Origin of the sequence: Streptomyces sp. 5-10, from assembly GCF_014712245.1 — a bacterium.
GTDB classification, from domain to species: Bacteria; Actinomycetota; Actinomycetes; order Streptomycetales; family Streptomycetaceae; genus Streptomyces; species Streptomyces violaceusniger.
On the sequence record NZ_JACVYG010000004.1, the window covers coordinates 167,045 to 192,864 of the forward strand.

Consider the following 25,820-nt stretch of genomic DNA (forward strand, 5'->3'; position numbering starts at 1 on the left):
CTGATTCCTACTCGCTGGGGTCAGGCGTCCTTCTACCCTCCGAGGCATGGATCCCGAGCTGCTGAAACGGATCACCGCGCGGCGTGCGGAGTTGGACCGCGTGCGGTCCAAGCTGGAGCCGCTGCGCGGGAAGCTGGTCAGACTCGTCGACCGCGGCTGGCTGCGCAAACTGCCCGACGGCCGCTTCACCACCCGCTTGTGACCTGCCCCGCCGCCTGCGACCGCGCGGCGCGGGCATAACCACGGTGCCCCCGGCGGCAGGTGGAATTGTGTGACGAAAACCAAAAAGCACGCCGAGGACACCTGTCCGCTTGTCTACCAGTCCGCCTGCCGCTGTCCACGCGCACCGTCAACCACCTCGCCGATCTGCTGCGACGCCACCTGAAAGTGATCCGGTCCAGGTGGCGGATCCTGCCGCCCGGCAAGATCGCGGTGATCGTCCTCGCCGTGCTGCGCCACGACCAGCGCCTGGCCGACATGGCCGGCGGCAACAACGTGTCCGAGTCCACCGTCCGCCGCTGGCGCGACGAGCTGATCACCTTGCTCGCCGCGCAGGCCCCGCGCCTGGACCGCGCTCTGAAGAAGATCGCCAGGCAGGGCGGGGAGGTGGTCTTGATCGACGGCACCCTCATTGCCACCCAGCGCCGCACCGGGAAGGCCAACCGGCGCAACTACTCAGGCAAACACCACCGGCACGGCCTGCACTTCCTCGCCCTGACCGACGAGCGGGGCCGGCTGATCTGGATATCCGCCGCCCGGGCCGGCCGCACCCACGACAACACCGCCGCCCGCCACGATCACATCCTGGCCCACCTGCGCGCCGCCGGCCTCGGGGCCCTGGCGGACCTGGGCTTTCGCGGCCTGGACAACGACGTACTCGACCCTGTGATCGTCACCGGCTTCCACGCCACCCGCACGCACAAGCTCACCGTCGGCCAGAAGACCGCCAACCACGTCCTCGCCGTCGGACGCGCACCGGTCGAGCACGGCTTCGCCCACCTCAAGAACTGGCGGATCCTGACCAAGCTCCGCACCGACCCCGCCCGCGCTACCCACCTCCTGCGCGCCCTGCTCGTCCTGACGAACCTCGAAGTCAACCGCTGAGACAACGTCCGGCCCCGTCCTGTACCCAGCCTGCGTGTATTGGGAGGTTGGAGGGCCTGCGCCGCTCGGGCGGCAAGCCCTCCAACTGCTGCAGAAAGGATTGATCAGGACCTCGGACCACGACATGCTGTGGAGTCGCTGCGTGTACCTGGGCCGCGTCCTGCTGCCACTGCTGGACCAGGAGCCATGGCGTCAGAATCGCCGCCGAGAGCGGCTGCACTCCCGGGGCATTGACGTGGCGGTGGGGGAACGGCTCATGGAGGTCTTCGCGTCCTTGGCCGCTCACGCTGTCGCGGTGGACGCTTCCTTGTCCGCTTCAGAGTTCGAGACCCTGCCCCTCAGCGTCGTGGCCGACGCGGCGACCGGCAAGCAAGACTTCGAACTACTCGCTGGCCTCCCAGACACCTTCGCTGACGACCGCGACGACGTTGCACGGCATCGTCCCGGTGGTGTCGTCCACTCCCGGACGATGTCATCCGCTCCTGGGAGCTTCGGCACGTCGCCGGTGTCAGCCGGTTTGCAGACCGTCGAGAAGAACGGTCAGCACCAAGTGGTGACCGTGTGCAGGGTCAGGCTCGAGTCCCAGCACGCATCCCTGTACCGCTGGGGCGCCGGTCAGCCGCAGCACTTCCTGCCAGGCCAGATCCCGGCGAAGACGTCCCTGGTCCTGAGCGCGTTCGATGACCCTCCGGGTGAGGTCGAGGAGCTCGTGGCGCTGCTGGGCGACAGCGGGCCCGCCGTGCTGGTCCAGGGAGCCGGACAGTCCCGCGTTCTGAGCGGTGCGCAGGGCCAGGCCGGTGAACAGCAACGAGAAGCCCTCCCAGGCGTCATCGCAGTCCAGAGCCTGGTGTGCGGTGTCGATCAGTTCGGTGAGGATGTCGCTCAGCACCGCCGCCATGAGCTGGTCGCGTTCGGGGTAGCGCCGGTAGACGGTGCCCACGCCGACGCCGGCCTCCCGAGCGATCTCGTGGTAGCTCACGTCCAGCCCGGTAGAGGCGACGGCACGACGCGCGGCCGCGAGAACCCGCGCGGCATTGTGCTGGGCGTCGGCGCGCACGGGCATCGCCGTCCCCTGGGTCGCCGCAGGCCGCTCCGTGTTCATCACCCCATCTTATCCATAAGTGGACAGCCTCTGTCCGCCTCCTCTACTCTCGCGGAAACGGACAAGATCGGTCCGTTTGTTTGGCTCGTGCGAGAGGTGCGAAGCATGGGGTCCCGCGTGTGGCTGGTCACCGGCGCGTCCGGCGGGTTGGGCCAGGCCCTGGTCAGTGAGGTTCTGAGTTCAGGTGAGCGAGTGATCGCGGTCACGCGCGACGACGAGCCGCTGCGACCGCTGACCGCCGCCTTTCCCGGGCGTCTGCGCACCGTGAGCGTGGACACCACCGACGCCGGTGCGCTGCGTCCGGTACTGGATGACGCGATCACCGGGTTCGGCTGCCTCGACGTCGTCGTCAACAATGCCGGCTACGCGCTGGCGGGCCCCTTCGAGGAACTGGACGACTTGGAGCTGCGCGCCCAGTTCGAAGTGAATTTCTTCGCCGCCGCCAATGTCCTGCGCGCCGCTCTGCCCTACCTGCGTGCGGCGAAAGCGGGCCGTGTGCTGCAGATCAGCTCGCTGGCAGGGCAGATCGGCGCCCCGGGGATGAGCGCCTACACGGCCAGCAAGCACGCCCTCGAAGGTCTGAGCGTCTCACTGGCCGCCGAGCTCACCCCGCTGGGCATCCGGACGACGATCGTGGAGCCCGGAGCCGCCCGCACCGACTTCCGCGCCAACTGGGCGAGCCGGCTGCCCGGCAGCGCCGCCCTCCCCGACTACCTCCCCGTTCACGAAGCGCTGGCGCGCTCCGCCGGCGCCGCGGGAAGGCAGGTCGGAGACCCCGCCCGTATGGCCCAGGCCCTCGTCACCCTCGCCGATATGCCGAGCCCCCCGCTGCGCCTTCCTCTCGGCAGCGACGCCCTCGCCGGCATCGAGAACGCCCGCAGTGACCAACTCGAAGAGCTACGCCGATTCGCGACGCTGAGTGCTTCCACCGACCACACAAAGGCAATCTGACATGTCCGAGCACCGCACCACCAGCCGTTTCGCCGTCGTCACAGGCGGCAGCGAGGGCCTGGGCCTGGCCATCGCCGGTGCCCTCGCCCGCGACGGAGCGGACCTTATTCTTGTCGCCCGCAACCGCGACAAACTCGAGACCGCCGCGAAGGAACTCGGCCGGCACGGCACCGTCGTGCACACCGTGCCCGCGGATCTCTCCGCGCCCGATGCCCCCGCCCTGATCGCCGGGCACGTCGGAAACCTGACCGACCGGGTCGACACCCTCGTCAACAACGTCGGCACCGCACACTTCGCCTCCCTTGCCGACACCACGGTCGACGAGATGAACACCATGTGGCACCTCAACGTCCAGGTGCCGCTGCTGCTGAGCCAGCAACTCCTGCCCGCCCTCGTGAACGCTCGGGGAAGCATCATCAACATCAGCAGCTACTGGGCCCGCAAAATGGTCGCCGGCCGTCATTCGGCCGCCTACTCCGCCACCCGCGGAGCGCTCAACTCCATGACCCGGGCGCTGGCCAGTGAACTCGGCCCCCAAGGAGTCCGTGTCAATGCCATCGCTCCCGGCGCCGTCCGCACTCCCAAGTACGAACGCTCCTATCTCGCCCCCATGACCGCAGAGGAACGCACCGCACACGACGAGCAGATCGAGCACTCCTACCCCCTGGGACGTCTGGGCACTGCCGATGACGTCGCCACCGCGGCCGCCTACCTGGCCTCGGCCCAGTGGACCACCGGCACCATCCTCGCCGTCGACGGCGGCCTCACCATCCGCTGACTTCTGCAAGGTCCCTGAGGCTGCGTCAATCTGACGGCCGGTCTTATTTGTTGAGTGTTCAGTTGTTGCTCGGGGTCAGGCGATCCCCGAAGGCGACCTGGAACGCGTTCAGTGGAGCCTTCCAGCGCATGGCCCACCACTTGACCCTTGCCACCTGCGTCAGACCGCTGCGGTCGACCGCGCGCGGTGACGTCGGGTTCTGCCCGAAGGTGTACCGGGGAGAAGAGCTCCGGGTGCCGTTGTACCTCCACCCCGGCTCACTGCCCCGCGATGACTGGCACGTGATGCGCGGACGCCCGGAGATGTACGGGGCCAGCTGGAGTTGGCAGGCCGAGACAGGCGGCCACGCCATGCGGCTGATATATGCCGGAGTGTTCGACCGGCACCCCGGTGCGACCCTGATCCTCGGGCACCTCGGCGAGTTCCTGCCGTTCCAGCGCTACCGCTCGCTCCAGCTCGACGCGCCGCTCGAGCGGATGCCGTCGCAGTACTTCGGGAGCAACATCCTGATCACCACAAGCGGGGTATTGGCCCCGGAGGCCGTGCAGGCCGCCGTGCTGAGCATCGGGGCCGAAGCGGTCATGTTCGCGATCGACTACCCGTACGAGTCCACCGCCGAAGCGGTGGACTCGATCGAGAAGTGCGACGTCTCACCCGAGGTGAAGGAGAAGATCGCCCATCTGAACGCCCGGCGCGTGCGGGGCATCTGACGGGGCGGCACATGGTCGCCCCACCGGTCACGGCGCGGTGCCCCGTCCGCTCACAGGAGGCAGAAGCAGACCGCCCACGCCGATGCCACGGCCCTTACGTGCCTCGGAGACCGGCAGGCCTGGACGCCCCCTCGCCCTGGGGCAGGAGGGCCTCGATCTCGGCCGCCGGCCGAGAGGTGTGCAAGCTGATCAGGTCGGTGACCAGGCCGTCCAAGGGCGGCCAGGCGGTGGCACTCTGTGGCCGTTGTAGAGGCTGACGCGATGTCGCCGAGTTGGCCGAAGCCGATCGGAAGGCTGCCGTCCTCGGTGCGCCGGATCAGCAGGACCGCCAGCAATGACGTCCGGCCAGGTGACGAAGCCGATGTCGGGCAGCCCGTAGGGGGACGCGGCGAAGCCGAAACACGTCGATCTTCGGATGGGGAGCCCGGGCTCGGCGTGGATTGGCAGGTCACCGAGCAGGAGTACGCCCTCGCCAAGGAGCTGGACCTCCTGGTCCCACGCCAACACCAGTTCCGATGAGGAACTGGGCTGCTTGCCGCGGCGGGCGCCGCCGTGTCCTGCACCCCGGAATCCGAGGCGCAGATGGGCATCGGCCTCCCCGTCCTCGGCCGCGCCCGCGCCGCCTCCGTGACGGTCGGCCTCGGCTCCGACCTCTCCAGGCCAACAACTCCCCGGACACTTTCACCCAGATGAGGCCGGCCCCGCACCTCGACATCGCGCGTACCAACCAGCCGATACTGGAGGCGGTCGGCCTGATGGGAGTGGGCAAAGTCCCGGTCACCACCCGGGAGGCCCTGCACCTGGTCACGATGGGCGGGGCACAGCGGGGTGGATGACATCGACCGGGTCTTGATCGCCGGAGAGACGGTGAAGGAGCGCGGGGCCCTCGGCCATTCGAGGTCAGTATGGGGTCGGGACGGCGGAGCTGGGTATCGCCGGCAGCCAGGCACAGAGCGTGTCGCCGGCCGGGTGGCGATGCGAGCAAAGGTGAGCCGCTGCTTGCGCGGAGCATCCGGATCAGCACGGAGGATGCCGTCAAGGAGGATACCGTCGACCACCGGCTTGTACGGATCCAGATCGGTCGCCCGGGGCGGCAGCTTCTTCCGGGCTCAGGCCAGGCCGAACCCAGTGCAGACGCATTCCCACGTACGGAGGTTCACCTCGGGCACCGACCTCGCGAAGAACACTGTGGATCTCCCTAGGACGCCGCCTCAGCCTTTGACGTCCTCCGGGTGATCGGCGTAATTTTTCTGCTGAAGTAGATATTGCCAAGCTCTTTTCATGGTGCAAATCGTTTGCCCGTTATGCGCCTCAGCGGGGCGTGCTCGATTGAACGATGATTTGGAGTGGGTGATGGTGAATTCCCGATCGGACACGATTGCCGTATTCGGTGCGGGGGTTATGGGGCGCAGCATCACCGCACTGGCACTGGGCCGTGGGGTGCATGTCGTCCTGGTCGACGTCTCGGAAGACGTACTCCAGCAGGCCCGGGCGGAAATCGCCCAGCAGTTGCGGCACGGGCAGTTCATGGCCGCCTTTCCCGATGGACAGGCGGCTGGAACACTGACCACGACGCTGTCCGGCACGGACGCGGCGGACGCCGGTCTCGTGATCGAGGCGATCACCGAGGACGCCTCGCTCAAGGCGCGGATCATGGCGGAGATCTCCAGCATGCTCCCCGCCGGGGTCCCGGTGATCACCAACACCTCGGGCATCCCCATCGCCGAACTGGCGAAGTCGGTCCGGCGCCCCGGGGATCTGGCCGGGGTGCACTTTATGAATCCGGCCTATCTCATCGAGATGGTCGAGGTCATCCGTGGTCCGCAGACCGGCGACGACGCCATGGCCGCGATCCAGTCCTTCCTGGAGCGGCTGGGGAAGAAGACGGTCGTCGTGCGCGACGCACCGGGGTTCGTCACCAGCAGGCTGCTGCATCCCATGATCAATGAAGCGGCGAGGGTCGTGGCAGAGGGCACCGCGAGCGCCGAGTCCGTGGACCGGCTGATGCAGGGATGTCTCGGTCACCCCACCGGGCCGCTGCGCACCGCTGATCTGATCGGGCTGGACAATCTCGTGGACGCTCTTCGGCTGCTTGCCGAGCGGACCGGAAATCCCACCTTCGAGCCCTGTGAACTGCTCATGGAGAAGGTGCGGCGCGGAGATCTGGGGCGCAAGACGGGGCGGGGTTTCTATGACTACGGAAAGGTACTTTCGTGAATATGGGCCAGCCGATCGCCGCTGAGGGGATCGAACGGGCGATTACGGCCTTTGTCTCGGAGCGAGTGAAGGCGGAGGTTCCCGTCGATCAGGATCTCTTCGATTCGGGGCTGGTGTCGTCGATGTTCGCGATGGAGCTCGTGGTCCATCTGGAGCAGGAGTTCTCGGTGCAGATCCTGGGGGATGACCTCAAGCGGGACAACTTCCGCTCCATCGGGGCCATGACCGCTCTGGTGGGGCGTCTGCTCGGCGCCGGGCAATCCGCCGATGCCTGAGCCGCTCGCCGGTGCGCGTGAGCTCGTGGACGACCTCGTCGGCGACCGGGCCGCGGAGTGGGACCGGGCTGGTCTGATCCCCGACGACGTGCTGCGGACGCTGGCCGCCCGCGGCCTGTTGTGCGCGGGGGTGCCGGAGACCTTCGGCGGACTTGGCGCGAGCAGCGCCGCGAACGGCGAGTTCACGGCGCATGTCGGCAGCCGGTGCAGCTCGCTGCGGAGTGTGATGACGTCGCAGGGCATGGCCGCGTGGACGATCCAGCGCCTGGGCGGCCCGCGGCAGCACGCGGAGTATCTGCCGAAGCTGGCCGGTGGCCGGCTCGCCGCCATCGCGTTCAGTGAGCCGGAGGCGGGCAGTGATCTGTCGGCGATGACCACGACCATCGAACCGGAGGGTGAAACCGTCATCGTCCGCGGGCAGAAGGTCTGGACGACCGCTGCCCACTACGCCGATCTGATCGTCGTCGTCGGCCGCTACGGCTCCGGGGCGGCCGCTGTGGTGGTACCCGCGTCGGCTCCGGGCGTCACGGTGCGCCGGGTGCCGCGGCCGTCCGGCTGCCGGGCGGCCGGACACGCGGATGTGCACCTCGACGATGTGCGGCTGCCCACCAGTGCGGTGCTCGGCGGTGGGCAGCCGTTGATGCTGCTGGTGACGACGGCGCTGGCGTACGGGCGGATCTCGGTCGCCTGGGGCTGCGTGGGCATCCTGCGGGCCTGTCTGGACGCCGCCGGTGGCCACGCCCGTATCCGGCGGCAGTTCGGCAAGCCGCTCGCCCAACACCAGCTGGTCGGCCGTCACCTGGCGGATCTGCTGACCGCCGAACAGATCGCCACCCGGGTGTGTGAGCACGCCAGCCGGTGTTGGGACAGCGGCTCCCCGGACATGGTCGTCGCGACCGTCCTGGCCAAGCAGGTGAGCGCGGTCCAGGCCGCGCGGGGCGCCGCCACGGCGGTGCAGGTCCTGGGCTCGGCCGCCGCGCGCGAGGGCCATGTGGTCGAGCGCGCGTACCGCGACGCGAAGCTCATGGAGCTCATCGAGGGCAGTACGGAGATCTGCCAGTTGATTCTCGCCGACCACGCCGTGTCGATGTCGACGTCCGCGTCATGACCCAAGGAAGCACTGTGACCCAACAGCCCCCGATCGTGAAGTGCCTGGTGTGGGATCTGGACAACACCCTGTGGCAGGGCACACTTCTGGAAGACGGCCGGGTGACGCTTCCCGGTCCGGTCAGGGAGCTGATTGCCGAACTGGACAGCCGTGGCATCCTCCAGTCGGTCGCCAGCAAGAACGACCACGACCAGGCATGGAAACAGCTCCAAGCGCTGGGCGTGGCCGAGTACTTCGTACTGCCGCGCATCGGATGGGGCCCGAAGTCCGATGCGGTGCGCGAGATCGCCGCCGAACTCAACTTCGCGCTCGGCACGATCGCCTTCGTCGACGACCAGCCGGCCGAGCGCGCGGAAGTCCAGTTCCATCTGCCCGAGGTCCGCTGCTACCCGGCTGAGGAACTCTCCGGTCTCGCCGCTCTGCCGGAGTTCAGCCCCCCGACGGTGACGGTGGACGCGCGGCGCCGTCGCCAGATGTATCAGGCCGGATTCCAGCGGAAGGCGGCCGAGGAGGAGTTCACCGGGCCGAGTGAGGACTTCCTGCGCTCCCTCGCACTGGTGATGGACATCGGCCGCGCCACCGAGGAACAGCTCTCCCGCGTCGAGGAGCTGACCTTGCGCACCAGTCAGATGAACGCCACTGGCGTACACTACTCCCTCCCGGATCTGCGGACGCTGCTGGCCGATCCGCGCCATGAGGTGCTGGTGACCGTGCTCACCGACCGGTTCGGACCGCATGGCGCGGTCGGTTTGCAACTGCTGGAGAAGCATCCGCGGGTCTGGAATCTGAAGCTGCTGGCCACCTCCTGCCGTGTGGTGTCCTTCGGCGTCGGCTCGGTGATCCTCAACTGGCTCGTCGACGAAGCCTCCCGCGCGGGTGTCCACCTGGTGGCGGACTTCCGGCGCACCGAACGCAACCGGATGATGGACATCGCCTACCGCTTCGCCGGTTTCACCGACGAGGCGTGCGACTGCCGGGCCGGGCTGCCCGCACCCGCACACGAGGACATCCAGCGGCTGCATCTGATTCCGGAACCACAGGCCCCGTCGCCGACGGTGAAGCTCAACGCCGTCAGCCTCCAGGACGGCTGAGCCCTCCCCGGGCCGTCGGGGCGCACCGCCTCCCGACGGCCCGGACCAGAAACGGGCGAAAAGCCGAGAATCAGACGATAACGGACGAGAGAAGATCCGGAGAAGGTGGACGACACATGGCGAACCAGGTAGGATTCCCGGCCGCGCTCTCGGAGTACATCCGGGTGTCCTCCCTGCGCGAGGACGAGATCCTGCGGCAGCTGCGGGAGACCACGGCGGAGCTGCCCGCGGGCAGCGCGATGCAGGTCATGCCCGAGGAGGGGCAGCTGCTGACGCTCCTGGCCGGTCTCACCCCGGCCCGGAGGATCCTGGAGATCGGCACGTTCACCGGATACAGCACCCTGTGCCTGGCCCGTGCGCTCGCCCCCGGCGGACGGCTGATCACCTGTGACATCACCGACCGCTGGCCGCGGATCGGCGCCGATTACTGGGCCAAGGCGGGCGTCGAGGCGCGGATCGACCTTCGTGTCGGTGCCGCGGCCGACACCCTCAAGGCCATCCTCACGGAGGAGGGCCCCGGCACCTTCGACTTCGTGTTCATCGACGCCGACAAGCAGGGCTACCCGGACTACTACGAGATGGCGCTGACGCTCCTTGACGACCGCGGTCTGATCGTGGTCGACAACACCCTGTTCTTCGGCAAGGTCGTGGACCCCGACGCGCAGGATCCCGACACCACCGGGATCCGCGCCTTCAACGAGCTGGTCCGCGACGATCCGCGGGTGGAGATGTCCCTGGTGCCCATGGCGGACGGGATCACACTGATCCGCAAGAAGCAGCCGACCGCGGAGCGAGCGGCCGAAGGGGAACCGGGTCCGGTTTCCCGGGTGGGTTCCCCGCCTCCGCCGTCCGCGGGGTCGCTCAGGTGACCACCCTCGGGATGAACGCCGCATGGGACCCGTCGGAGAAGCGGCGCAGTTCGACGCCGTACACCTCGGCGGGGTGCAACTGCTGACCGAGAAATGCGATCACCCGGTTGAATTCAGGCGGAAACCGGCTGGCCACAATGGCCATACGGAGCCTGCCCAGGGCCAGATTCGCCTCGATCGCGCGCAGGAACGAACCCTCGTCGATGGGATACCCCATCTCCGCCAGCAACTGCTCTCCAGTACTGCCCTGCAATTGGGCGGTGTATTCGAGCGACCGCTGAAGTATGTGGATCGGCCAGTGCCGCGCCCCGCTGCCCGCGTAGTCGAGAATTTTGGCGAGCGCGCTCTGCGCGTTCCAGGTGTCGTGTGGTTCCACCACTTCCACGAGTATCGGGACACCCGAGGAATCGGCGAAGAGATGGGTGGCGCTGAAGGAGTAGCCGTCCGTGTCCGGCATGACATCGGTGGAGTTCCTGCGGATCAGCAGGAGCGAGGAGTTGGAGCCGGACGCGTTCGCCGTGGACAGCAGGTCCGGATAGCGGCCGAGGATCTCATGAAGCGGCGGTTCGGGGCTGGCCGACGTCGGGGTGAGCTGGGAGAGCCCGGTGTCGTTCTGCAACACGATGCGCTGGTTCCAGGTCTCGGGGCCCGCCCCCGGAGGCGTCTCCCGCGGGCGTGCGTGTCTGCCGGACGTCAGCTGTCCCGGGTCCGCCGGCAGCAGCGCGGGACGTTCCATCCAGGGGTCGATCGGGACGAGACAGGAGTTCAGGATGAAAGCCAGGGTCTTGTACGTTCCGGCGAGGGCCAGCAGTTCGAGGATCTGCTCCTCGCTGTAGCGCTCGGCCAGCTGCTTCCATGTGCGGTCCGACACCGCCGACTTGGTGTGGAGCTCATCGACCGCCTGGAGGATGGTGGCTTCGAACGGAGTCCAGCCGGCGGTGTCCTCCGAGGCGACCCGGGCGATCTCCGTCTCGGTCATCCCGACGAACAGTCCCGCGGCGTGGTGGTGCGCCCAGACGTACGGGGCCTGTGAACGCCATGCGGTGCGCAGGATGACGAGCTCGCGTTCGCGGGCCGGCAGGATGTCGCCCGCCACATGCGTCAGCAGTGGTTGCAGCGCGGGCAGCAGCGTCGGGTGGTTGGCGATGGTCCGGTGGACGTTCGGCGGCGGCCGGTCCGCGAGGAGCCCGTTCAGTGACTGTCCGATCTCCCGGGCGTAGACCTGGCCGGCGGGTGTGACGGCGAAGTCGTCCGCGTCCTGCGGATCGATCCTGGGCCGCATTTTCTCACCTTCGTGAATTATGTTGTCGCATCGGCGTCTCATGGACGGGTGGCTCGGCGTTGTGGCTCATATTCCACCGGCCGAGGTCCAACAGTAATTGATCGTAAGGGCTTTCAAACGCCGGAGGTCTAGGGGAATCCCTAATATTCCCCGTTGTGTTGGGGGCGGTAACGGAATGATGTGCGTCGTTCGCGATGGGAGGGATCTGTAGGGAAAATCGGAGAGTAAAAAATCCCACAACACAGAGAGAATGGCGCTGTGGCCCGTGGAGGCAGGGAATTGCCCGCGAAGACGATGAGTTGGGGGATCGGTGCCGTGAGCCGGAACGAGTCCATATCCGCGTCCGCTGAGCGACTCCAGGAGCGGGACACCGCCGTCGCGGTGGTGGGGCTGTCCTGCCGGCTGCCGTCCGCGGCGGATCCCGCACGGTTCTGGCGGCTGCTGACCGACGGGTCGAGCGCGGTGTCGCAGGTGCCGCCGGGCCGCTGGAACAGCGACGCCGCGACCTCCGGCGAGACCGGCTGGGGCGCCTTCCTGGACCAAGTCGACGGCTTCGACGCGGAGTTCTTCGGGGTCTCTCCGCGTGAGGCACGGGCCATGGACCCGCAGCAGCGCCTCGCGCTGGAACTGGGCTGGGAGGTCCTGGAGGACGCGGGCCTGCCGCCCGCCGCGGTACGCGGCAGCGACACCGGGGTGTTCATCGGGATGACCGCGGATGACTACGGCGCACTGGACCGGCTCAGGGGGCCGGCGTCGATCGGTCATCACACCCTGACCGGCCTGAACCGCGGCATGGCCGCTAACCGGCTGTCCTACGTCCTGGGACTTCGGGGGCCGAGCCTGGTGGTGGACACCGGGCAGTCGTCGTCGCTGGTGGCGGTGCACCTGGCGTGCGAGAGCCTGCGGCGCGGGGAGTCGGCCACGGCGCTCGCCGGCGGTGTGCACCTCAATCTGATCCCGGACAGCGCGGAGGCCGCGGCCCGGCTCGGCGCCCTGTCCCCGGACGGCCGCTGCTTCACCTTCGATGAGCGTGCCAATGGATATGTGCGTGGCGAGGGTGCGGGGATGGTCCTGCTCAAGCCCCTGGCAAGCGCGCTGGCGGACGGGGATGAGATCTACTGCGTCATCGAGGGGAGCGCGGTCGGCAACGACGGCCCCGGCGACGGCCTGACCACCCCCGACCCCGAAGGGCAGCGGGCGGTGCTCCAGACGGCCTGCGCGCGTGCGGGCGTCGACCCCGCCGAGGTCCAGTACGTCGAGCTGCACGGGACCGGGACCCGGGTGGGCGATCCGGTGGAGGCCGCGGCGCTCGGCGCGGTGTACGGGGCGGGCCGTGCCACGAACCGCCCCCTGCTGGTCGGTTCGGCGAAGACGAACGTGGGACACCTGGAGGGCGCCGCGGGCATCGTCGGCCTGTTGAAGGTCGTGCTGTCGCTGCGGAACGGTGAACTACCGGCGAGCCTGAACTTCGAACGCCCCAATCCGCGGATCCGGTTCGGCGAGTGGAACCTGGACGTGGTGACCTCGACTCGTCCCTGGCCCTACCGCGACGGCCGTGCCCTGGCCGGGGTGTCGTCGTTCGGCATGGGCGGCACCAACTGCCACCTGGTGGTGTCCGCCACCGAGCCGACGCCCGGGAACACGTCCGCCTCGACGTACCCCGACCCCGGCACGGCGGACGGCGCCCTCATGGCGGGTGGCACCGTGCCGTGGCCGTTGTCGGGCCGGACCCCCGAGGCGCTGCGCGCGCAGGCCGTCCGCCTCGCGTCCCATCTGGCGGAGAACCACCGGCTCGACCCGGTGGACGTGGGCTTCTCCCTGGCGACCACCCGGACCACGTTCGACCACCGTGCCGTCGTCCTGGTGCCGGACCGGTCGGCGGCCCCGGGCGCGCTGACGGCGCTGGCCGGCGGCGAGTCCGCGCCGGGCGTGGTGCGCGGAGCCGCCGATGTCGAGGGTGGCACGGTGTTCGTGTTCCCCGGGCAGGGGGCGCAGTGGGCGGGCATGGGCGTCCGGCTGATGGCGGAGTCCCCGGTGTTCGCGCGGCGGCTGACCGAGTGTGCCGCCGCGCTTGCGCCTCATGTGGACTGGTCGTTGCCGGAGGTGCTGCGGCAGTCCGAGGGGGCGCCGTCACTGGAACGGGCGGATGTCGTCCAGCCCGCCTCCTGGGCGGTGATGGTCTCCCTCGCGGCGGTATGGCAGGCGCACGGGGTGGTCCCGGACGCGGTGGTGGGCCATTCCCAGGGAGAGATCGCGGCTGCGTGCGTGTCCGGTGCCCTCTCCCTGGAGGACGCGGCCCGGGTGGTGGCGCTGCGCGGCCAGGCCATCGCACGCCGCCTGGCGGGGCGGGGCGGCATGCTGTCGGTGGCGCTGCCGCAGGCCGAGGCGGAGGCGCGGCTGCGCCGCTGGGACGGCCGGGTGTCGATCGCGGCGGTCAACGGGCCGGGTTCGGTGGTGCTCTCCGGTGAGCTGGAGGCGCTGGACGAGCTGCTCGAGGAGCTGTCGGGTGCGGATGTGCGGGTGCGGCGGATCGCGATTGACTACGCCTCGCACTCGGCCCAGGTGGAGCGGGTGCGCGAGGAGTTGACGGCCGCGGTGGAGGGCATCCGCCCCCGCCGGGCCGAGGTGCCGTTCTTCTCCACGGTGACCGGCGACTGGCTGGACACCACCGGTATGGACGCCGGGTACTGGTACCGCAATCTGCGGCGTACCGTCGGTTTCGAACCGGCCGTCAGGACGCTGCTCGGCCAGGGCCATCGGGCCTTCGTCGAGGTCAGCTCCCACCCGGTGCTGACCGCCGCGGTGCAGGAGATCATCGACACGACCGACGTCACGGCGGTCGCCGTCGGCACGCTGCGCCGGGAACTGGGCGGGGCCGACCGGTTCCTGACCTGTCTGGCGGAGGCGTACGTCCGCGGGGTGCCGGTGGACTGGACGCGGCTGTTCACCGGGACCGGTGCCCGGCGGGTGGCCCTTCCGACGTACGCGTTCCAGCGGGAGCGGTACTGGCTCCAGGGACCGGCCGGCGAAGTCGCGGTGCGGGAAGCCGTTCCGGCCGCTCCGGCGGCGGTGACCGGTCACGCCACCGATGCGGAACCGGAGCGCGCGGAGCCGGAGGGTACGGAATCCGGCACCCCGTGGACGCGCGCCGACGTGGCACGGCTGGTGCGTGCGGAGACGGCGGTGGTCCTGGGCTTCGCCGCCGCGGAGCGGGTGAACCCGGCGCGGTCCTTCAAAGAGCTGGGCTTCGACTCGGCGATGACGGTGGAGCTGGCGACCCGGCTGCGGGCCGCCACCGGACTGCGGGTGCCCAACACCGTGCTGTTCGACCATCCGACGCCGGACGCGTGCGCGGCCCATCTGGCCACACGGCTCACCGGCCCGGTGACCGGTGAGCCGTCGCAGGCGCCCCGCGCCGTTCCGGAGGACGACCCGGTGGTGATCGTGGGCATGGCCTGCCGCTACCCGGGCGGGGTGACCTCGCCGGACGAGCTGTGGGAACTGGTGTCGGGCGAGGCGGATGCCATTTCCGACCCGCCCGTCAACCGGGGATGGGCGCCGGAGATGGCGGCCGGCCGGGTGGGCGGGTTCCTGTACGACGCGGACCGCTTCGACGCGGCGCTGTTCGGGATATCCCCGCGCGAGGCGGAAGCCATGGACCCGCAGCAGCGGCTGGCCCTGGAGATGAGCTGGGAGGCGGTGGAACGGGCTGGGATCGCTCCGTCGTCACTGCACGGCAGCGGGACCGGGGTGTTCCTCGGGGCGATGGCCCAGGACTACGGTCCGCGGCTCCAGGACGGCTCCGGCGCCGCGGAGGGATATCTGCTGACCGGCACGTCGCCGAGCGTCCTGTCCGGCCGCGTCGCCTACGCACTGGGGCTGCGGGGGCCCGCGCTGACCGTGGACACGGCGTGCTCGTCGTCACTGGTGGCGCTGCACCTGGCGGCGCAGGCGCTGCGCGGCGGCGAGTGTTCCCTGGCGCTGGCCGGCGGTGTCACCGTGATGTCGGAGCTGGGGATCTTCATGGAGTTCGCCCGGCAGGGCGGCCTGTCACCCGACGGCCGCTGCAAGGCGTACGCGGAGGCCGCGGACGGCACCGGCTGGTCCGAGGGAGTGGGCGTCCTGGTGCTGGAGAGGCTGTCGGACGCGATCCGGGGCGGCCACCAGGTGCTGGCGGTGCTGCGCGGTTCCGCGGTCAACTCCGACGGGGCGTCGAACGGCCTGACCGCGCCCAGCGGCATCGCGCAGCGGCAGGTGATCGGCCAGGCCCTGTCCGGGGCCGGTCTGGCCCCGTCGGACGTGGACGCGGTGGAGGGGCACGGCACCGGTACCCGGCTGGGTGACCCGATCGAGGCCCAGGCGCTCCTCGCGACCTATGGACAGGACCGGGACCCGGACCGTCCGCTGCTCCTGGGGTCGCTCAAGTCCAACATCGGGCACACCCAGGCCGCCGCCGGTGTCGGGGGCGTCATCAAGATGATCCTGGCGATGCGGCACGGCGTATTGCCCCGGACGCTGCATGTGGACGCGCCGTCGTCGCAGGTGGACTGGTCGGCTGGGGCGGTGGAACTGCTCACCGGGGCCACCCCGTGGCCGGCGGCCGAGCGGCCCCGCCGCGCGGGCGTGTCGTCGTTCGGGATCAGTGGCACCAACGCGCATGTGATCGTCGAACAGCCACCGGGGGATCGGCCTGATCGGCTCGCCGCGCGCCCACCAGCCGGGTCGCCGGCGAAGGTCCGGCCCGGTGTGGCGCCATGGCCGGTCTCGGCGCGTACCGAGGCCGCGCTGGACGCGCAGCTGGACCGGCTGGCCGCTTTTGTGGCCGACACCGGCGCGGCGGCACCGGACATCGGCTACTCCCTGGCCACGACACGCTCCGAGCTGGAGCACCGCGCCGTCCTCCTGGCCACGACGGACACCACGGGGGATGTCGGCACACCGCCCCTGAAGGTGGCCGAGGGCCTGGCGGGCGACCCCGGCCCGATGGCGCTGCTGTTCGCCGGTCAGGGCGCCCAGCGGCTGGGCATGGGGCGCGAATTGCACGGCCGGTACCCGGTGTTCGCCGCGGCGTGGAACGAGGTGTGCACGCTGCTGGACGGCGAGCTGGAACGGCCGCTGACCGAGGTGGTGTTCGGCGATGACGCGGAACCGCTGAACCGCACCGAATACGCCCAGCCCGCGCTGTTCGCCCTCGAGGTGGCCCTGTTCCGGCTGCTGGAGTCGTGGGGGGTGGCGCCGGATCTGCTGATCGGGCATTCGGTCGGGGAGATCGCGGCGGCCCATGTGGCCGGGGTGCTGTCCCTGCCCGACGCGTGCACCCTCGTCGCCGCCCGCGGCCGGCTGATGCAGGCGCTGCCGGAAGGCGGGGCCATGGTCGCGCTGCGGGCCACCGAGGACGAGGTGGCGCCGCTGCTCACCGGCTCCGCGGACCGGGTGGGACTCGCCGCCGTCAACGGCCCGGAGGCGGTGGTGGTGTCCGGGGCGGCCGACGCGGTGGAGGCGATCGCGGACCGGTTCGCCGCCGACGGCCGCAAGGTGACCCGGCTGCGCGTCAGCCACGCGTTCCACTCCCCGCTGATGGCGCCGATGCTGGAGGACTTCCACGCGGTCGTCGAGGGCCTGGTCTTCGGCGAGCCGCGGACCCCGATCGTCTCGACGGTCACGGGTGAGCGGATCGACGCGGAGCGGATCCGTACCGCCGACTACTGGGTTCAGCACGCCAGGCTGACGGTGCGGTTCGCCGACGCGGTCGGCGCCGCGGCACGGGCCGGTGCGCGCACCTTCCTCGAACTGGGCCCGGACGCCACGCTGTCGGTGCTGACGCAGGACGCCCTGCCTGATGTGGCGGACGTGGAAGCCGTGTCCCCGCTGGGCAAGGACCACGGCGAGGAGTCCACGGCGGTGACGGCCGCCGCCCGGCTGTATGTGCGGGGCGTACCGATCCGGTGGGCCGAACTGTTCGCCGGTACCGGTGCGCGCCGGATCGCGCTGCCGACCTACGCGTTCCAGCGGGAGCGGTACTGGACCACGTCCGTCGCCGGCACATCGGCGACCGGTGCGGTCCCGGCGGGGCTCGGCGGTGTGGACCATCCGCTGCTCGGCGCGGTCGTGGAACTGCCCGAGACCGGTGGTCTGCTGTGCACCGGTCTGCTGTCGGCGACGGCGCTGCCGTGGCTGGCCGGCCATGGGGTGGCCGGGCAGGTGACCTTCCCCGGCGCCGGATTCGTCGAGCTGGCGATACGGGCGGGCGACGAGGCCGGCTGCGCCCTCGTCGAGGAGCTCAACCTGGACGCTCCGCTGGTGTTGTCCGGGCAGGACGACGGCGGGGTGCGGATCCAGGTCGCGCTCGGTGGCCCCGGCGACGACGGCCGGCGCACCCTGAGCATCCACTCGCGGCCCGTCCACGCGCCGGACGCGCCGTGGACGCGGCACGCCACCGGCACACTTGCGCCGGGCGCCCCCGCGGGCGCCGCCCATGACCGGCGGGCGTGGCCGCCCGCGGACGCCGTACCCGTCGATCTCGACGAGTTCTATGAGCGGCGGCGCGCCGCCGGGCTGGCCCACGCGCCGGCGTTCCGGGCCGTCCGGGCGGTCTGGAGGGCGGGCGAGGAGGTACTGGCCGAGGTCGCGCTCCCCGAGGGACTCGCCGACGAGGCCGACGCCTTCCGCCTCCATCCCGCACTGTTGGACGCGGCGCTGCACCTCGCCTCGCCGACCGTGCTCGACGGCCCGGACGGCGGGCGGCTGCCGGCGATCTGGTCCGGGGTGTCCCTGCACGCCGTGGGCGCGTCGGTGCTGCGGGTGCGGATGAGCAGGACGGGCGACGACACGGTCACGCTGACCGCCGCCGACACCGCGGGCGATCCGGTGGCGACGGTGCGCACGCTGACGCTGCGTTCGCCGGACGTCCGCCCCCCGGCGGCCATGGTGGCGCGGCCGCTGCTGCGCCTGGACTGGCTGCCCGCCCCGGCGCCGGACACCCCGGGGCACGATCCGGTGGCGGCCGGGGAGGCGGTGCTGGTCCCGGTCGCCGCGCCGGCCGGCGTGCCGGTGCCGGAGGCGGTCCGTACCGTCACCGCGTCCGTGCTCGACACACTGCGACACCACCTGGACGCGGCCGACGCGGCCGAGGCCGGTGACGGCGGGCCCGCCCGAGTGGTGTTCGTGACCCGCGGAGCGGTGGCCACGGCACCCGGCGCGGCCCCCGACGTGGTGGCGGCCGCGGCGTGGGGGCTGGTGCGATCGGCCCGGCAGGAGAGCCCCGGCCAGTTCGTCCTGCTCGATCTGGACCCCGCGGACGACGACGATCCGGAGTCGGCCGCCGCGGCTGCGCTCCGCGCGACGCCGGACCGTGATGAGCCCGAACTGGCGCTGCGCCAAGGGCAGTTGCTGATCCCTCGAGTGGCCTCCGTCGAGGTCACGGACCTGGCGGCGCCGGAGAAGGTGTGGGGCGGCGACGGCACCGTGCTGATCACCGGCGGCCTCGGCGGTCTCGGCGCGCTGATCGCCCAGCACCTGGTCACCGCGCACGGGGTGCGCCACCTGGTGCTGGCCGGCCGCCGGGGGGCCGACACCGAGGGCGCCGGGGAACTGCTGGCCGAGCTGAGCGGGCGGGGCGCACGGGTGACCGCTGTCGCCTGCGATGTCTCCGACCGCGCGGCCGTGGCCGCCCTGCTGACGGCGATCCCGGACGAGCACCCGCTGACCGGTGTGGTGCACGCCGCCGGCGTGCTCGACGACGGACTGGTCGCGGCGCTGACTCCGGACCGGCTGGACACGGTGTTCCGCCCGAAGCTGGACGGCGCGTGGCATCTGCACGAGCTGACCCGTGACCTGGATCTGAGCGCGTTCGTGGTGTTCTCGTCGGTGTTCGGCGTCCTCGGCAACGCGGGGCAGGCCGGTTACACCGCGGCGAACGCGTTCCTGGACGCGCTGGCGCGGCGGCGGACCGCCGAAGGGCTCGCGGGCCTGTCCATCGGCTGGGGGCCGTGGCCCCAGGACAGCGGGATGTCCGCCGCGCTGAGCGACGCCCAGCTGCGGCGGATCACCCAGGCCGGGCTGCCGACGCTCTCCGTCGATCAGGGGTTGGCCTGGTTCGACGCCGCGGGCGCGGTGGACGAGGCCGTCGTCGTCGCCGCACGCGTCGACCGGGCCGCCCTGCGCGCGCGGCACACCGTGCCCGCCGTCCTGCGCGGCTTGGTCCCCACCGGAACCGCCCGCCGGGCCGCGGCCACCGAGCGCGGCTCCGGCCTGCCGACCGGCCTGCCGACCGACCAGGCCCGTGCCGCCCTGTCCCAGTTGGTGCGTGAGCAGGTGGCTTCGGTGCTCGGGCACGCGGATCCCCTGGCGGTGGCGAACGGGCGGACGTTCAAGGACATGGGCTTCGACTCCCTGACCGCCGGCCAGTTGCGGAACGCGTTGAGGAAACGGACCGGCCTGAGCCTGCCGTCGACCCTGGTCTACGATCACCCCACGCCCGACGCCCTGGCCGGCCATCTGTGGACCGAACTGTACGGCGGCGCCGACGAGCGAGCGGAGAGCGCCGAGCCGGCCCCGACCGCGGCGGCGGGCCCGACGGCCGGGGCGCCCGCACCGGAGCCGATCGCGATCATCGGAATGAGCTGCCGGTTCCCCGGCCGGGTGCGCTCGCCCGAGCAGCTGTGGCAGCTGCTGGCCGAGGGCGTGGACGCCACATCCCCGCTGCCCGCCGACCGCGGCTGGGATCCGGGTGTGTACCACCCCGACCCGGACCGCACGGGCACGACCTACTCGGCGGCGGGCGGCTTCCTCGACGGCGCGGCCGAGTTCGACGCGGCGTTCTTCGGCATCTCCCCGCGCGAGGCCGCCGCGATGGACCCGCAGCAGCGGATACTGCTGGAGCTCGCCTGGGAGGCGTTCGAACGCGCCGGGATCGACCCCACGTCCCTGCGGTCCAGCATGACGGGCACCTTCGTCTCGGCGACCGCCCAGAGTTACGGCGCGGACGTGTCCGCGGACTCCGACGGATATCAGCTCACCGGCACCATCCCGAGCGTGCTGTCGGGCCGCCTCGCCTACCTGTTCGACCTGGGCGGACCGGCCGTGACGGTGGACACGGCCTGTTCGTCGTCCCTGGTCGCGCTGCACATGGCGTGCCAGTCGCTGCGCTCGGGGGAGAGCACCCTCGCCCTCGCCGGCGGCGCCACCGTGCTGACCGGCCCCGACACCCTCGTCTCGCTGAGCAGGCACCGGGTCATGGCGCCCGACGGGCGGTGCAAGGCGTTCGCCGAGTCGGCGGACGGCATGGGCATCGCCGAAGGCGCCGGTCTGCTGGTGCTGGAGCGGCTGTCGGACGCGGTCCGGCACGGCCACCGGGTGCTGGCCGTCGTCCGCGGATCGGCGGTGAACTCCGACGGCGCCTCCAACGGGCTGACCGCGCCGAGCGGTCCGGCCCAGCAGCGAGTCATCCGGCAGGCCCTGGCCAACAGCGGGCTGTCGGCATCCGATGTCGACGCGGTCGAGGCACACGGAACCGGCACCGCGCTGGGCGATCCGATCGAAGCCCATGCCCTGCTGGCCACCTACGGCCAGGACCGGGGCGGCAATCCGCCGCTGCTGGTCGGCTCGGTCAAGTCCAACATCGGACACACCCAGGTGGCGGCCGGTGTCGCCGGGGTCATCAAGATGGTGATGGCGATGCACCACGGCGAGCTGCCGAAGACGCTGCACGTCACCGAACCGTCCTCCCGCGTCGACTGGGACTCGGGTGAGCTCAGGCTGGTGACCGAGGCCGCGCCCTGGCCCGATCTCGGCCGGCCCCGGCGGTGCGCGGTGTCGGCGTTCGGAATGAGCGGGACCAATGCCCACGCCATCCTGGAGCAGCCTCCGCGGCCCGCCGGGCGACCTCCGTTCGCGGATCCCGTGTGGGACGGGCCGGTGGCATGGCCGCTGTCCGGCAAGTCGGCCGCAGCGCTGCGCGCCCAGGCCGCGAAGCTGCTCGCACACCTGGACGACCACCCCACACCGCACCTCGTGGACATCGGGTACTCACTGGCCACGACCCGTGCCGCGTTCGAGCACCGGGCGGTGCTGGTGGGCGACGACCGGGCGGCGCTGCGCGGTGGCCTGGCGGCCCTGGCCGAGGGCACCTCGTCGCCCGCCGTGGTGCGGGGCACGGCGTCCGAGCGCCGTGCGGTGGTCTTCGTGTTCCCCGGGCAGGACGCGGCATGGGCGGGGATGGCGGCCGAACTGCTCGATGTCTCCCGGGTCTTCGCCGACCGCGTCGCCGCGTGCGAGGCGGCCCTGGCCCCGTACCTCGACTGGTCGCCCACCGGTGTGCTGCGCGGCGGGTCCGGCGCTCCCTCGATGGACGGGCGGCCCGATGTGCTCCAGCCCGTGCTGTGGACGGTCATGGTCTCGCTCGCCGCCCTCTGGCGCTCGTTCGGCGTCGAACCGGCCGCCGTGATCGGCCACTCCCAGGGCGAGGTCGCCGCCGCCTGCGTCAGCGGCGGTCTGTCGCTGGACGACGGTGCCCGCGTGGTGGCGCTGCGCAGCCGGCTCATCCACGAGCGCCTGTCCGGGCGCGGCGCGATGATGTCGGTGATGGCATCGCCTGAGCGGGTACGGGAGTTGCTGGACGGGGCGTCCGGCGCGGTGTCGATCGCGGCGGTCAACGGACCGAAGACGGTGACGCTCTCCGGCGATCCGGCAGCGCTCGACGAGGTCGAACGCCGCCTGTCCGCCGCCAGGATCATGCGCTGGCGGCTGGCCGGGGTGGACTTCGCCGCCCACTCGGCGCATATCGACGAGATCGAGACAGAACTGCTCGAGCTGCTGGCGCCGGTGCGGCCCCGCCCGTCGGAGGTGCCGTTCTACTCCACGGTGACCGGCGACCGGCTGGACACCGAGGAGCTGGATGCCCGGTACTGGTGCCGGAACCTGCGGCAGACCGTGTCCTTCGCCGAGACGATGGCGGCTCTCGTACGCGAGGGCTATGGGGCCATGATCGAGGTCGGCCCGCATCCGGTGCTCGCGGTCGGCACCAGCGAGATCATCGAGCACGCGGGCAGCCCGGCGGTCACCCTGGGCACCCTGCGCCGCGACGACGGCGGATGGGACCGTGTCCTTCGCGCGCTCGGGGAGGCCCATGCCCACGGTGTGCCCGTCGACTGGACAGTGGCGCTGTCCGGCGGTCGCACGGTGGACCTGCCCACCTACGCCTTCCAGCACGAGACGTACTGGACCGCCCCGCCCGCCGCCACGCCAGTACTGGCCGACTCCGCCGACGAGCCGCTGTGGGACGCCGTGGGCCAGGGGGACGCTGCCGCGGTCGCCACACTGCTCGGCCTCGACGCCGAGCCCCCCGAGTACAAGGAGGCACTCGACGCGGTGCTCCCGGCGCTGTCGGCATGGCGCAGGCGGCAGGACGAGCACACCCTGACCAGCGCGCGGCGCTACCGGACGGTGTGGACGCTCCTGCGGGTCCCCGCCGCCCCCGCGCTGACCGGAACCTGGCTGGTACTCACCACCGATGGCATCGACGACGCCGATGTGGTGGCCGCGCTGACCGCACACGGCGCCCAGGTGCGCCGGCTGGTCCTCGACGGGGCCTGCACCGATCCCGAGGTGCTCGCGGCCCGGCTCGGCGACCTCGACGGCACGGCCGGAGTACTGTCGCTGCTCGCGGCGGCCGAGGAGGCGGACCGCGGCGAGCCCGTACTGCCCGCCGGTCTGGCGCTGACCGTGTCGCTGATCCAGGCGCTGATGGGGGCCGGCGCCGAGCTGCCGCTGTGGGCGGTGACCCGTGGCGCGGTCTCGACCAGCCCGGCCGACCCGGTGCGCAACCCGCGGCAGGCGATGGTCCTCGGGCTCGGACACACCGTGGCCGTGGAGGCGCCATCGCTGCGCGGCGGGCTGGCCGACCTCCCCGAGCGGCTCGACCCCGAGGCGGCCGGGCGGTTCGCCGCGCTGCTCTCGGTGGGCCCGGAAGATGAAAGGGCGGCGGTGCGATCCTCGGGCGTCCTCGTACCGAGGCTGGAGCGGGCGGCGGCACCGGCCGACACGCCCGGCACCTGGACGCCCGGCGGCACCACCCTGGTGACGGGCGGCACCGGGACGCTGGGCGGCCGGGTCGCCCGCTGGCTGGCCCGGCAGGGAGCCGGGCACCTGGTGCTGATGAGCCGGAGCGGCCCTGCGGCACCGGGCGCGGCCGAACTGGCGGCGGAGCTGACCGCCCAGGGGACGAACGTCGAGGTGGTGCGGTGCGATGTGACCGACCGGACCGCCGTGGCCGCGGTGCTCGACCGGCTCTCGGCGGACGGCACTCCGGTGCGCGCGGTGGTGCACACGGCCGGTACCCGCGCCCTCGGGCCACTCGGCACATCGGACCTCGCCCATGTCGCCGACGCGGTGGGCGCGAAGGTGGCGGGCGCCGCGCACCTCGACGAACTGCTCGGCGACACCCTGGACGCCTTCGTGCTCTTCTCGTCGCTGGCCGGTGTCTGGGGCATCGGCGACCACGGGGCACTCGCGGCCGCCGACGCGTATCTGGAGGCGCTGGCGGCAGAGCGCGGTACCCGCGGCGCCCGTGCGACGGCGATCTCCTTCAGCCCCTGGGAGGAGGCGCGCCCCCTGATGACCCGGCAGGACGGCGAGCATCTCATCCGCAGCGGGATGGCCTTCCTCGACGGCGACGTGGCGCTGGCCGGGCTCGCCCAGGCGCTGCACGAGCAGCGGACCGCGCTGACGGTCGCCGACATCGACTGGGAGCGCTATCTCCCCGTCGTCACCGCGGCCGGCTCCCGCCCGTTCTTCGACGAGCTGCCGGAGGCACGGTCCCTCGCCGGGCCCACGGCCCTGAGCGGTGACGGCGGGTTCGCGGAGCGGCTGCGGAGCCTGTCGGCCGGGGAGCGGCGGAGGGACCTCCTCGACCTGGTGCGGAGCGAGGCCGCCGCGACACTCGGCCACTCGTCCGGCGAGGCGATCGGCGAGCACTCGGCGTTCCGCGACCACGGCATGGACTCGCTCGCGGCGATCGACCTGCGCAACCGGCTTGTCGCGGCGATGGGCAGGCCACTGCCCAGCACCGTCGTCCTCACCCACCCCACCCCGGCCGACCTGGCCGACCATCTCCTCGACCAACTCGCCGCGCCGCAGACGGAGGCCGGCGCCACCGGCGTCGACCCGGCGGCCGACCTGGTCACCCGGCTCCACCGCGACGCCGTGCGGACGGGCCGGCTGAACGAGGCCCAAACCCTGCTCCTCGACCTCGCCGCCCTCCGGCCCAAGGGCAGCGGGCCCCTCCCGCTCGCCGTGGACCGGCTCACCACCGGCGGCTCGGGCACCCATGTGGTCTGCGTGGCGCCCATCGTGCCCCTGACCGGACCCCACACCTACTACACGCTCGCCCAGGCGCTCCCCGGCGACTGGTCTGTCTCCTGCCTGACACCTACCGGCTTCCGCACCGACGAGGAACTGCCCGCCACCCGGGAAACACTCGTCGAAGGGCTGGCCCGAGCCGTGGTCGCGAGCACCGGCGGCGACACCACCGAGCCGGTGATCCTCCTGGGCACCTCGTCCGGCGGCATCCTCGCCCACGAGACCGCCCGTCATCTCGCGGAGCGCGGCACCCCCGTACGGGCGGTCGTCCTCGTGGACACGTACATCCTGGAATCCCCCGCCGCCCGAGCGCTCCAACCCCACCTGTGGCACGGGCTGTACGAACGCGAGCACCTCACCGACGGCTACACCGCCACCGATCTGTCCGCCTACGCCTGGATGGAACGGCTCCTGCACACCTGGACCCCCGTGCCGACCCCCTTCCCGACCCTGCTCCTGCGTGCCTCGGACCCCTTTCCGGCGCCGGAGGGGACGGACCCGGTGCCGCCCGACTGGCAGACCGTCCTTCCGCACGTCTCCACCACCCTCACCACTTCGGGCGACCACTTCACCCTCATCAACCAGCACGCCTCCGCTACGGCCACCCACATCGCCGACTGGCTCACCGGGCAGGGGAGGGAAGTCAATCGTGGATTGCGAGATCAGCCATTCGGATAGCCTGGCGAAATGCTGACCGAAGTCACCGCGATCCGGTATGTCACTTGCGGGAGGGTGGATCGCCGCCGGGCATCGTCGAGGCCGACGATCTGGGCACCTACGTCATGAAGTTGCCCATCCAGGGCGTGGACCTGCGGTGATACGGCTCAATCTGTGGCTGACCTGTGCAGATGAGTTTTGAGCGCCTTTCAGGCCAGCGGTGCCAGGACGCCCAGCGCCTGACCTGGTGTTCGTCCAGCCCGGCCAGGCCCTTTGCCGTTCCCGGCGCCGGGGTTCCACTCGCACGAACCGTCCTGCGG

General features: G+C 71.4%; 14 protein-coding genes. 12 read left to right on the forward strand and 2 right to left on the reverse strand.

All coding sequences use genetic code 11. The features are described from left to right. Positions 1-46 precede the first annotated feature (46 nt). Positions 47-202 (forward strand): hypothetical protein, encoded by a 156-nt coding sequence (locus IEJ02_RS06930; RefSeq protein ID WP_191063903.1) that lies wholly within the window; start codon positions 47-49, stop codon positions 200-202. 185 nt (positions 203-387) lie between these two features. Continuing rightward, positions 388-1,104, forward strand: a complete 717-nt coding sequence (locus IEJ02_RS06935; protein ID WP_317985744.1) for a transposase family protein — start codon at positions 388-390, stop codon at positions 1,102-1,104. Positions 1,105-1,612: 508 nt separating this feature from the next. Here IEJ02_RS06935 and IEJ02_RS06940 read toward each other — a convergent pair. Further along, complete coding sequence (locus IEJ02_RS06940) at positions 1,613-2,206, reverse strand: TetR/AcrR family transcriptional regulator (RefSeq protein ID WP_191063904.1); 594 nt, start codon at positions 2,204-2,206, stop codon at positions 1,613-1,615. A gap of 105 nt (positions 2,207-2,311) precedes the next feature. Here IEJ02_RS06940 and IEJ02_RS06945 point away from each other — a divergent pair, with 105 nt between their 5' ends. From IEJ02_RS06945 to IEJ02_RS06985, 9 genes are all read left to right on the forward strand, one after another. Next, positions 2,312-3,157, forward strand: a complete 846-nt coding sequence (locus IEJ02_RS06945; protein ID WP_191063905.1) for an SDR family oxidoreductase — start codon at positions 2,312-2,314, stop codon at positions 3,155-3,157. 1 nt (position 3,158) lies between these two features. Continuing rightward, positions 3,159-3,935, forward strand: coding sequence for an SDR family NAD(P)-dependent oxidoreductase (locus tag IEJ02_RS06950; protein WP_191063906.1), 777 nt, complete (start codon positions 3,159-3,161; stop codon positions 3,933-3,935). 128 nt (positions 3,936-4,063) lie between these two features. Continuing rightward, positions 4,064-4,645, forward strand: a complete 582-nt coding sequence (locus IEJ02_RS06955; protein WP_223863495.1) for an amidohydrolase family protein — start codon at positions 4,064-4,066, stop codon at positions 4,643-4,645. Between the two features lie 689 nt (positions 4,646-5,334). Further along, positions 5,335-5,481, forward strand: a complete 147-nt coding sequence (locus tag IEJ02_RS06960; protein WP_191063907.1) for a hypothetical protein — start codon at positions 5,335-5,337, stop codon at positions 5,479-5,481. A 565-nt stretch (positions 5,482-6,046) separates the two neighbouring features. Continuing rightward, complete coding sequence (locus IEJ02_RS06965; RefSeq protein ID WP_370466990.1) at positions 6,047-6,862, forward strand: 3-hydroxyacyl-CoA dehydrogenase family protein; 816 nt, start codon at positions 6,047-6,049, stop codon at positions 6,860-6,862. A 2-nt stretch (positions 6,863-6,864) separates the two neighbouring features. Next, positions 6,865-7,137, forward strand: a complete 273-nt coding sequence (locus IEJ02_RS06970) for a phosphopantetheine-binding protein (protein WP_191063909.1) — start codon at positions 6,865-6,867, stop codon at positions 7,135-7,137. Further along, positions 7,130-8,245, forward strand: a complete 1,116-nt coding sequence (locus tag IEJ02_RS06975) for an acyl-CoA dehydrogenase family protein (RefSeq protein WP_191063910.1) — start codon at positions 7,130-7,132, stop codon at positions 8,243-8,245. The genes IEJ02_RS06970 and IEJ02_RS06975 overlap by 8 nt, the downstream gene beginning before the upstream one ends. Then, positions 8,242-9,336: an HAD-IIIC family phosphatase gene (locus tag IEJ02_RS06980; RefSeq protein WP_191063911.1), complete on the forward strand. Its 1,095-nt coding sequence runs from the start codon at positions 8,242-8,244 to the stop codon at positions 9,334-9,336. The genes IEJ02_RS06975 and IEJ02_RS06980 overlap by 4 nt, the downstream gene beginning before the upstream one ends. Before the next feature lie 116 nt (positions 9,337-9,452). Continuing rightward, on the forward strand, positions 9,453-10,205 hold the full coding sequence (locus IEJ02_RS06985; RefSeq protein WP_191063912.1) for an O-methyltransferase: 753 nt from the start codon (positions 9,453-9,455) through the stop codon (positions 10,203-10,205). Here the strand turns inward: IEJ02_RS06985 and IEJ02_RS06990 are convergent. Further along, positions 10,198-11,487, reverse strand: coding sequence for a carboxymuconolactone decarboxylase family protein (locus IEJ02_RS06990; RefSeq protein ID WP_191063913.1), 1,290 nt, complete (start codon positions 11,485-11,487; stop codon positions 10,198-10,200). The two genes, IEJ02_RS06985 and IEJ02_RS06990, sit on opposite strands and share 8 nt — an antisense overlap. A gap of 315 nt (positions 11,488-11,802) precedes the next feature. On the opposite strand from IEJ02_RS06990, the gene IEJ02_RS06995 reads away from it, so the two are divergent. Then, positions 11,803-25,521 (forward strand): type I polyketide synthase, encoded by a 13,719-nt coding sequence (locus IEJ02_RS06995; RefSeq protein ID WP_191063914.1) that lies wholly within the window; start codon positions 11,803-11,805, stop codon positions 25,519-25,521. Positions 25,522-25,820: the final 299 nt, after the last annotated feature.

Coding starts and splice junctions, on each gene's coding strand:
- IEJ02_RS06930 (WP_191063903.1), top strand. CDS start 47: ATGGATCCCGAGCTGCTGAAACGGATCACCGCGCGGCGTGCGGAGTTG.
- IEJ02_RS06940 (WP_191063904.1), bottom strand. CDS start 2,206: ATGAACACGGAGCGGCCTGCGGCGACCCAGGGGACGGCGATGCCCGTG.
- IEJ02_RS06945 (WP_191063905.1), top strand. CDS start 2,312: ATGGGGTCCCGCGTGTGGCTGGTCACCGGCGCGTCCGGCGGGTTGGGC.
- IEJ02_RS06950 (WP_191063906.1), top strand. CDS start 3,159: ATGTCCGAGCACCGCACCACCAGCCGTTTCGCCGTCGTCACAGGCGGC.
- IEJ02_RS06955 (WP_223863495.1), top strand. CDS start 4,064: ATGGCCCACCACTTGACCCTTGCCACCTGCGTCAGACCGCTGCGGTCG.
- IEJ02_RS06960 (WP_191063907.1), top strand. CDS start 5,335: ATGAGGCCGGCCCCGCACCTCGACATCGCGCGTACCAACCAGCCGATA.
- IEJ02_RS06965 (WP_370466990.1), top strand. CDS start 6,047: ATGGGGCGCAGCATCACCGCACTGGCACTGGGCCGTGGGGTGCATGTC.
- IEJ02_RS06970 (WP_191063909.1), top strand. CDS start 6,865: ATGGGCCAGCCGATCGCCGCTGAGGGGATCGAACGGGCGATTACGGCC.
- IEJ02_RS06975 (WP_191063910.1), top strand. CDS start 7,130: ATGCCTGAGCCGCTCGCCGGTGCGCGTGAGCTCGTGGACGACCTCGTC.
- IEJ02_RS06980 (WP_191063911.1), top strand. CDS start 8,242: ATGACCCAAGGAAGCACTGTGACCCAACAGCCCCCGATCGTGAAGTGC.
- IEJ02_RS06985 (WP_191063912.1), top strand. CDS start 9,453: ATGGCGAACCAGGTAGGATTCCCGGCCGCGCTCTCGGAGTACATCCGG.
- IEJ02_RS06990 (WP_191063913.1), bottom strand. CDS start 11,487: ATGCGGCCCAGGATCGATCCGCAGGACGCGGACGACTTCGCCGTCACA.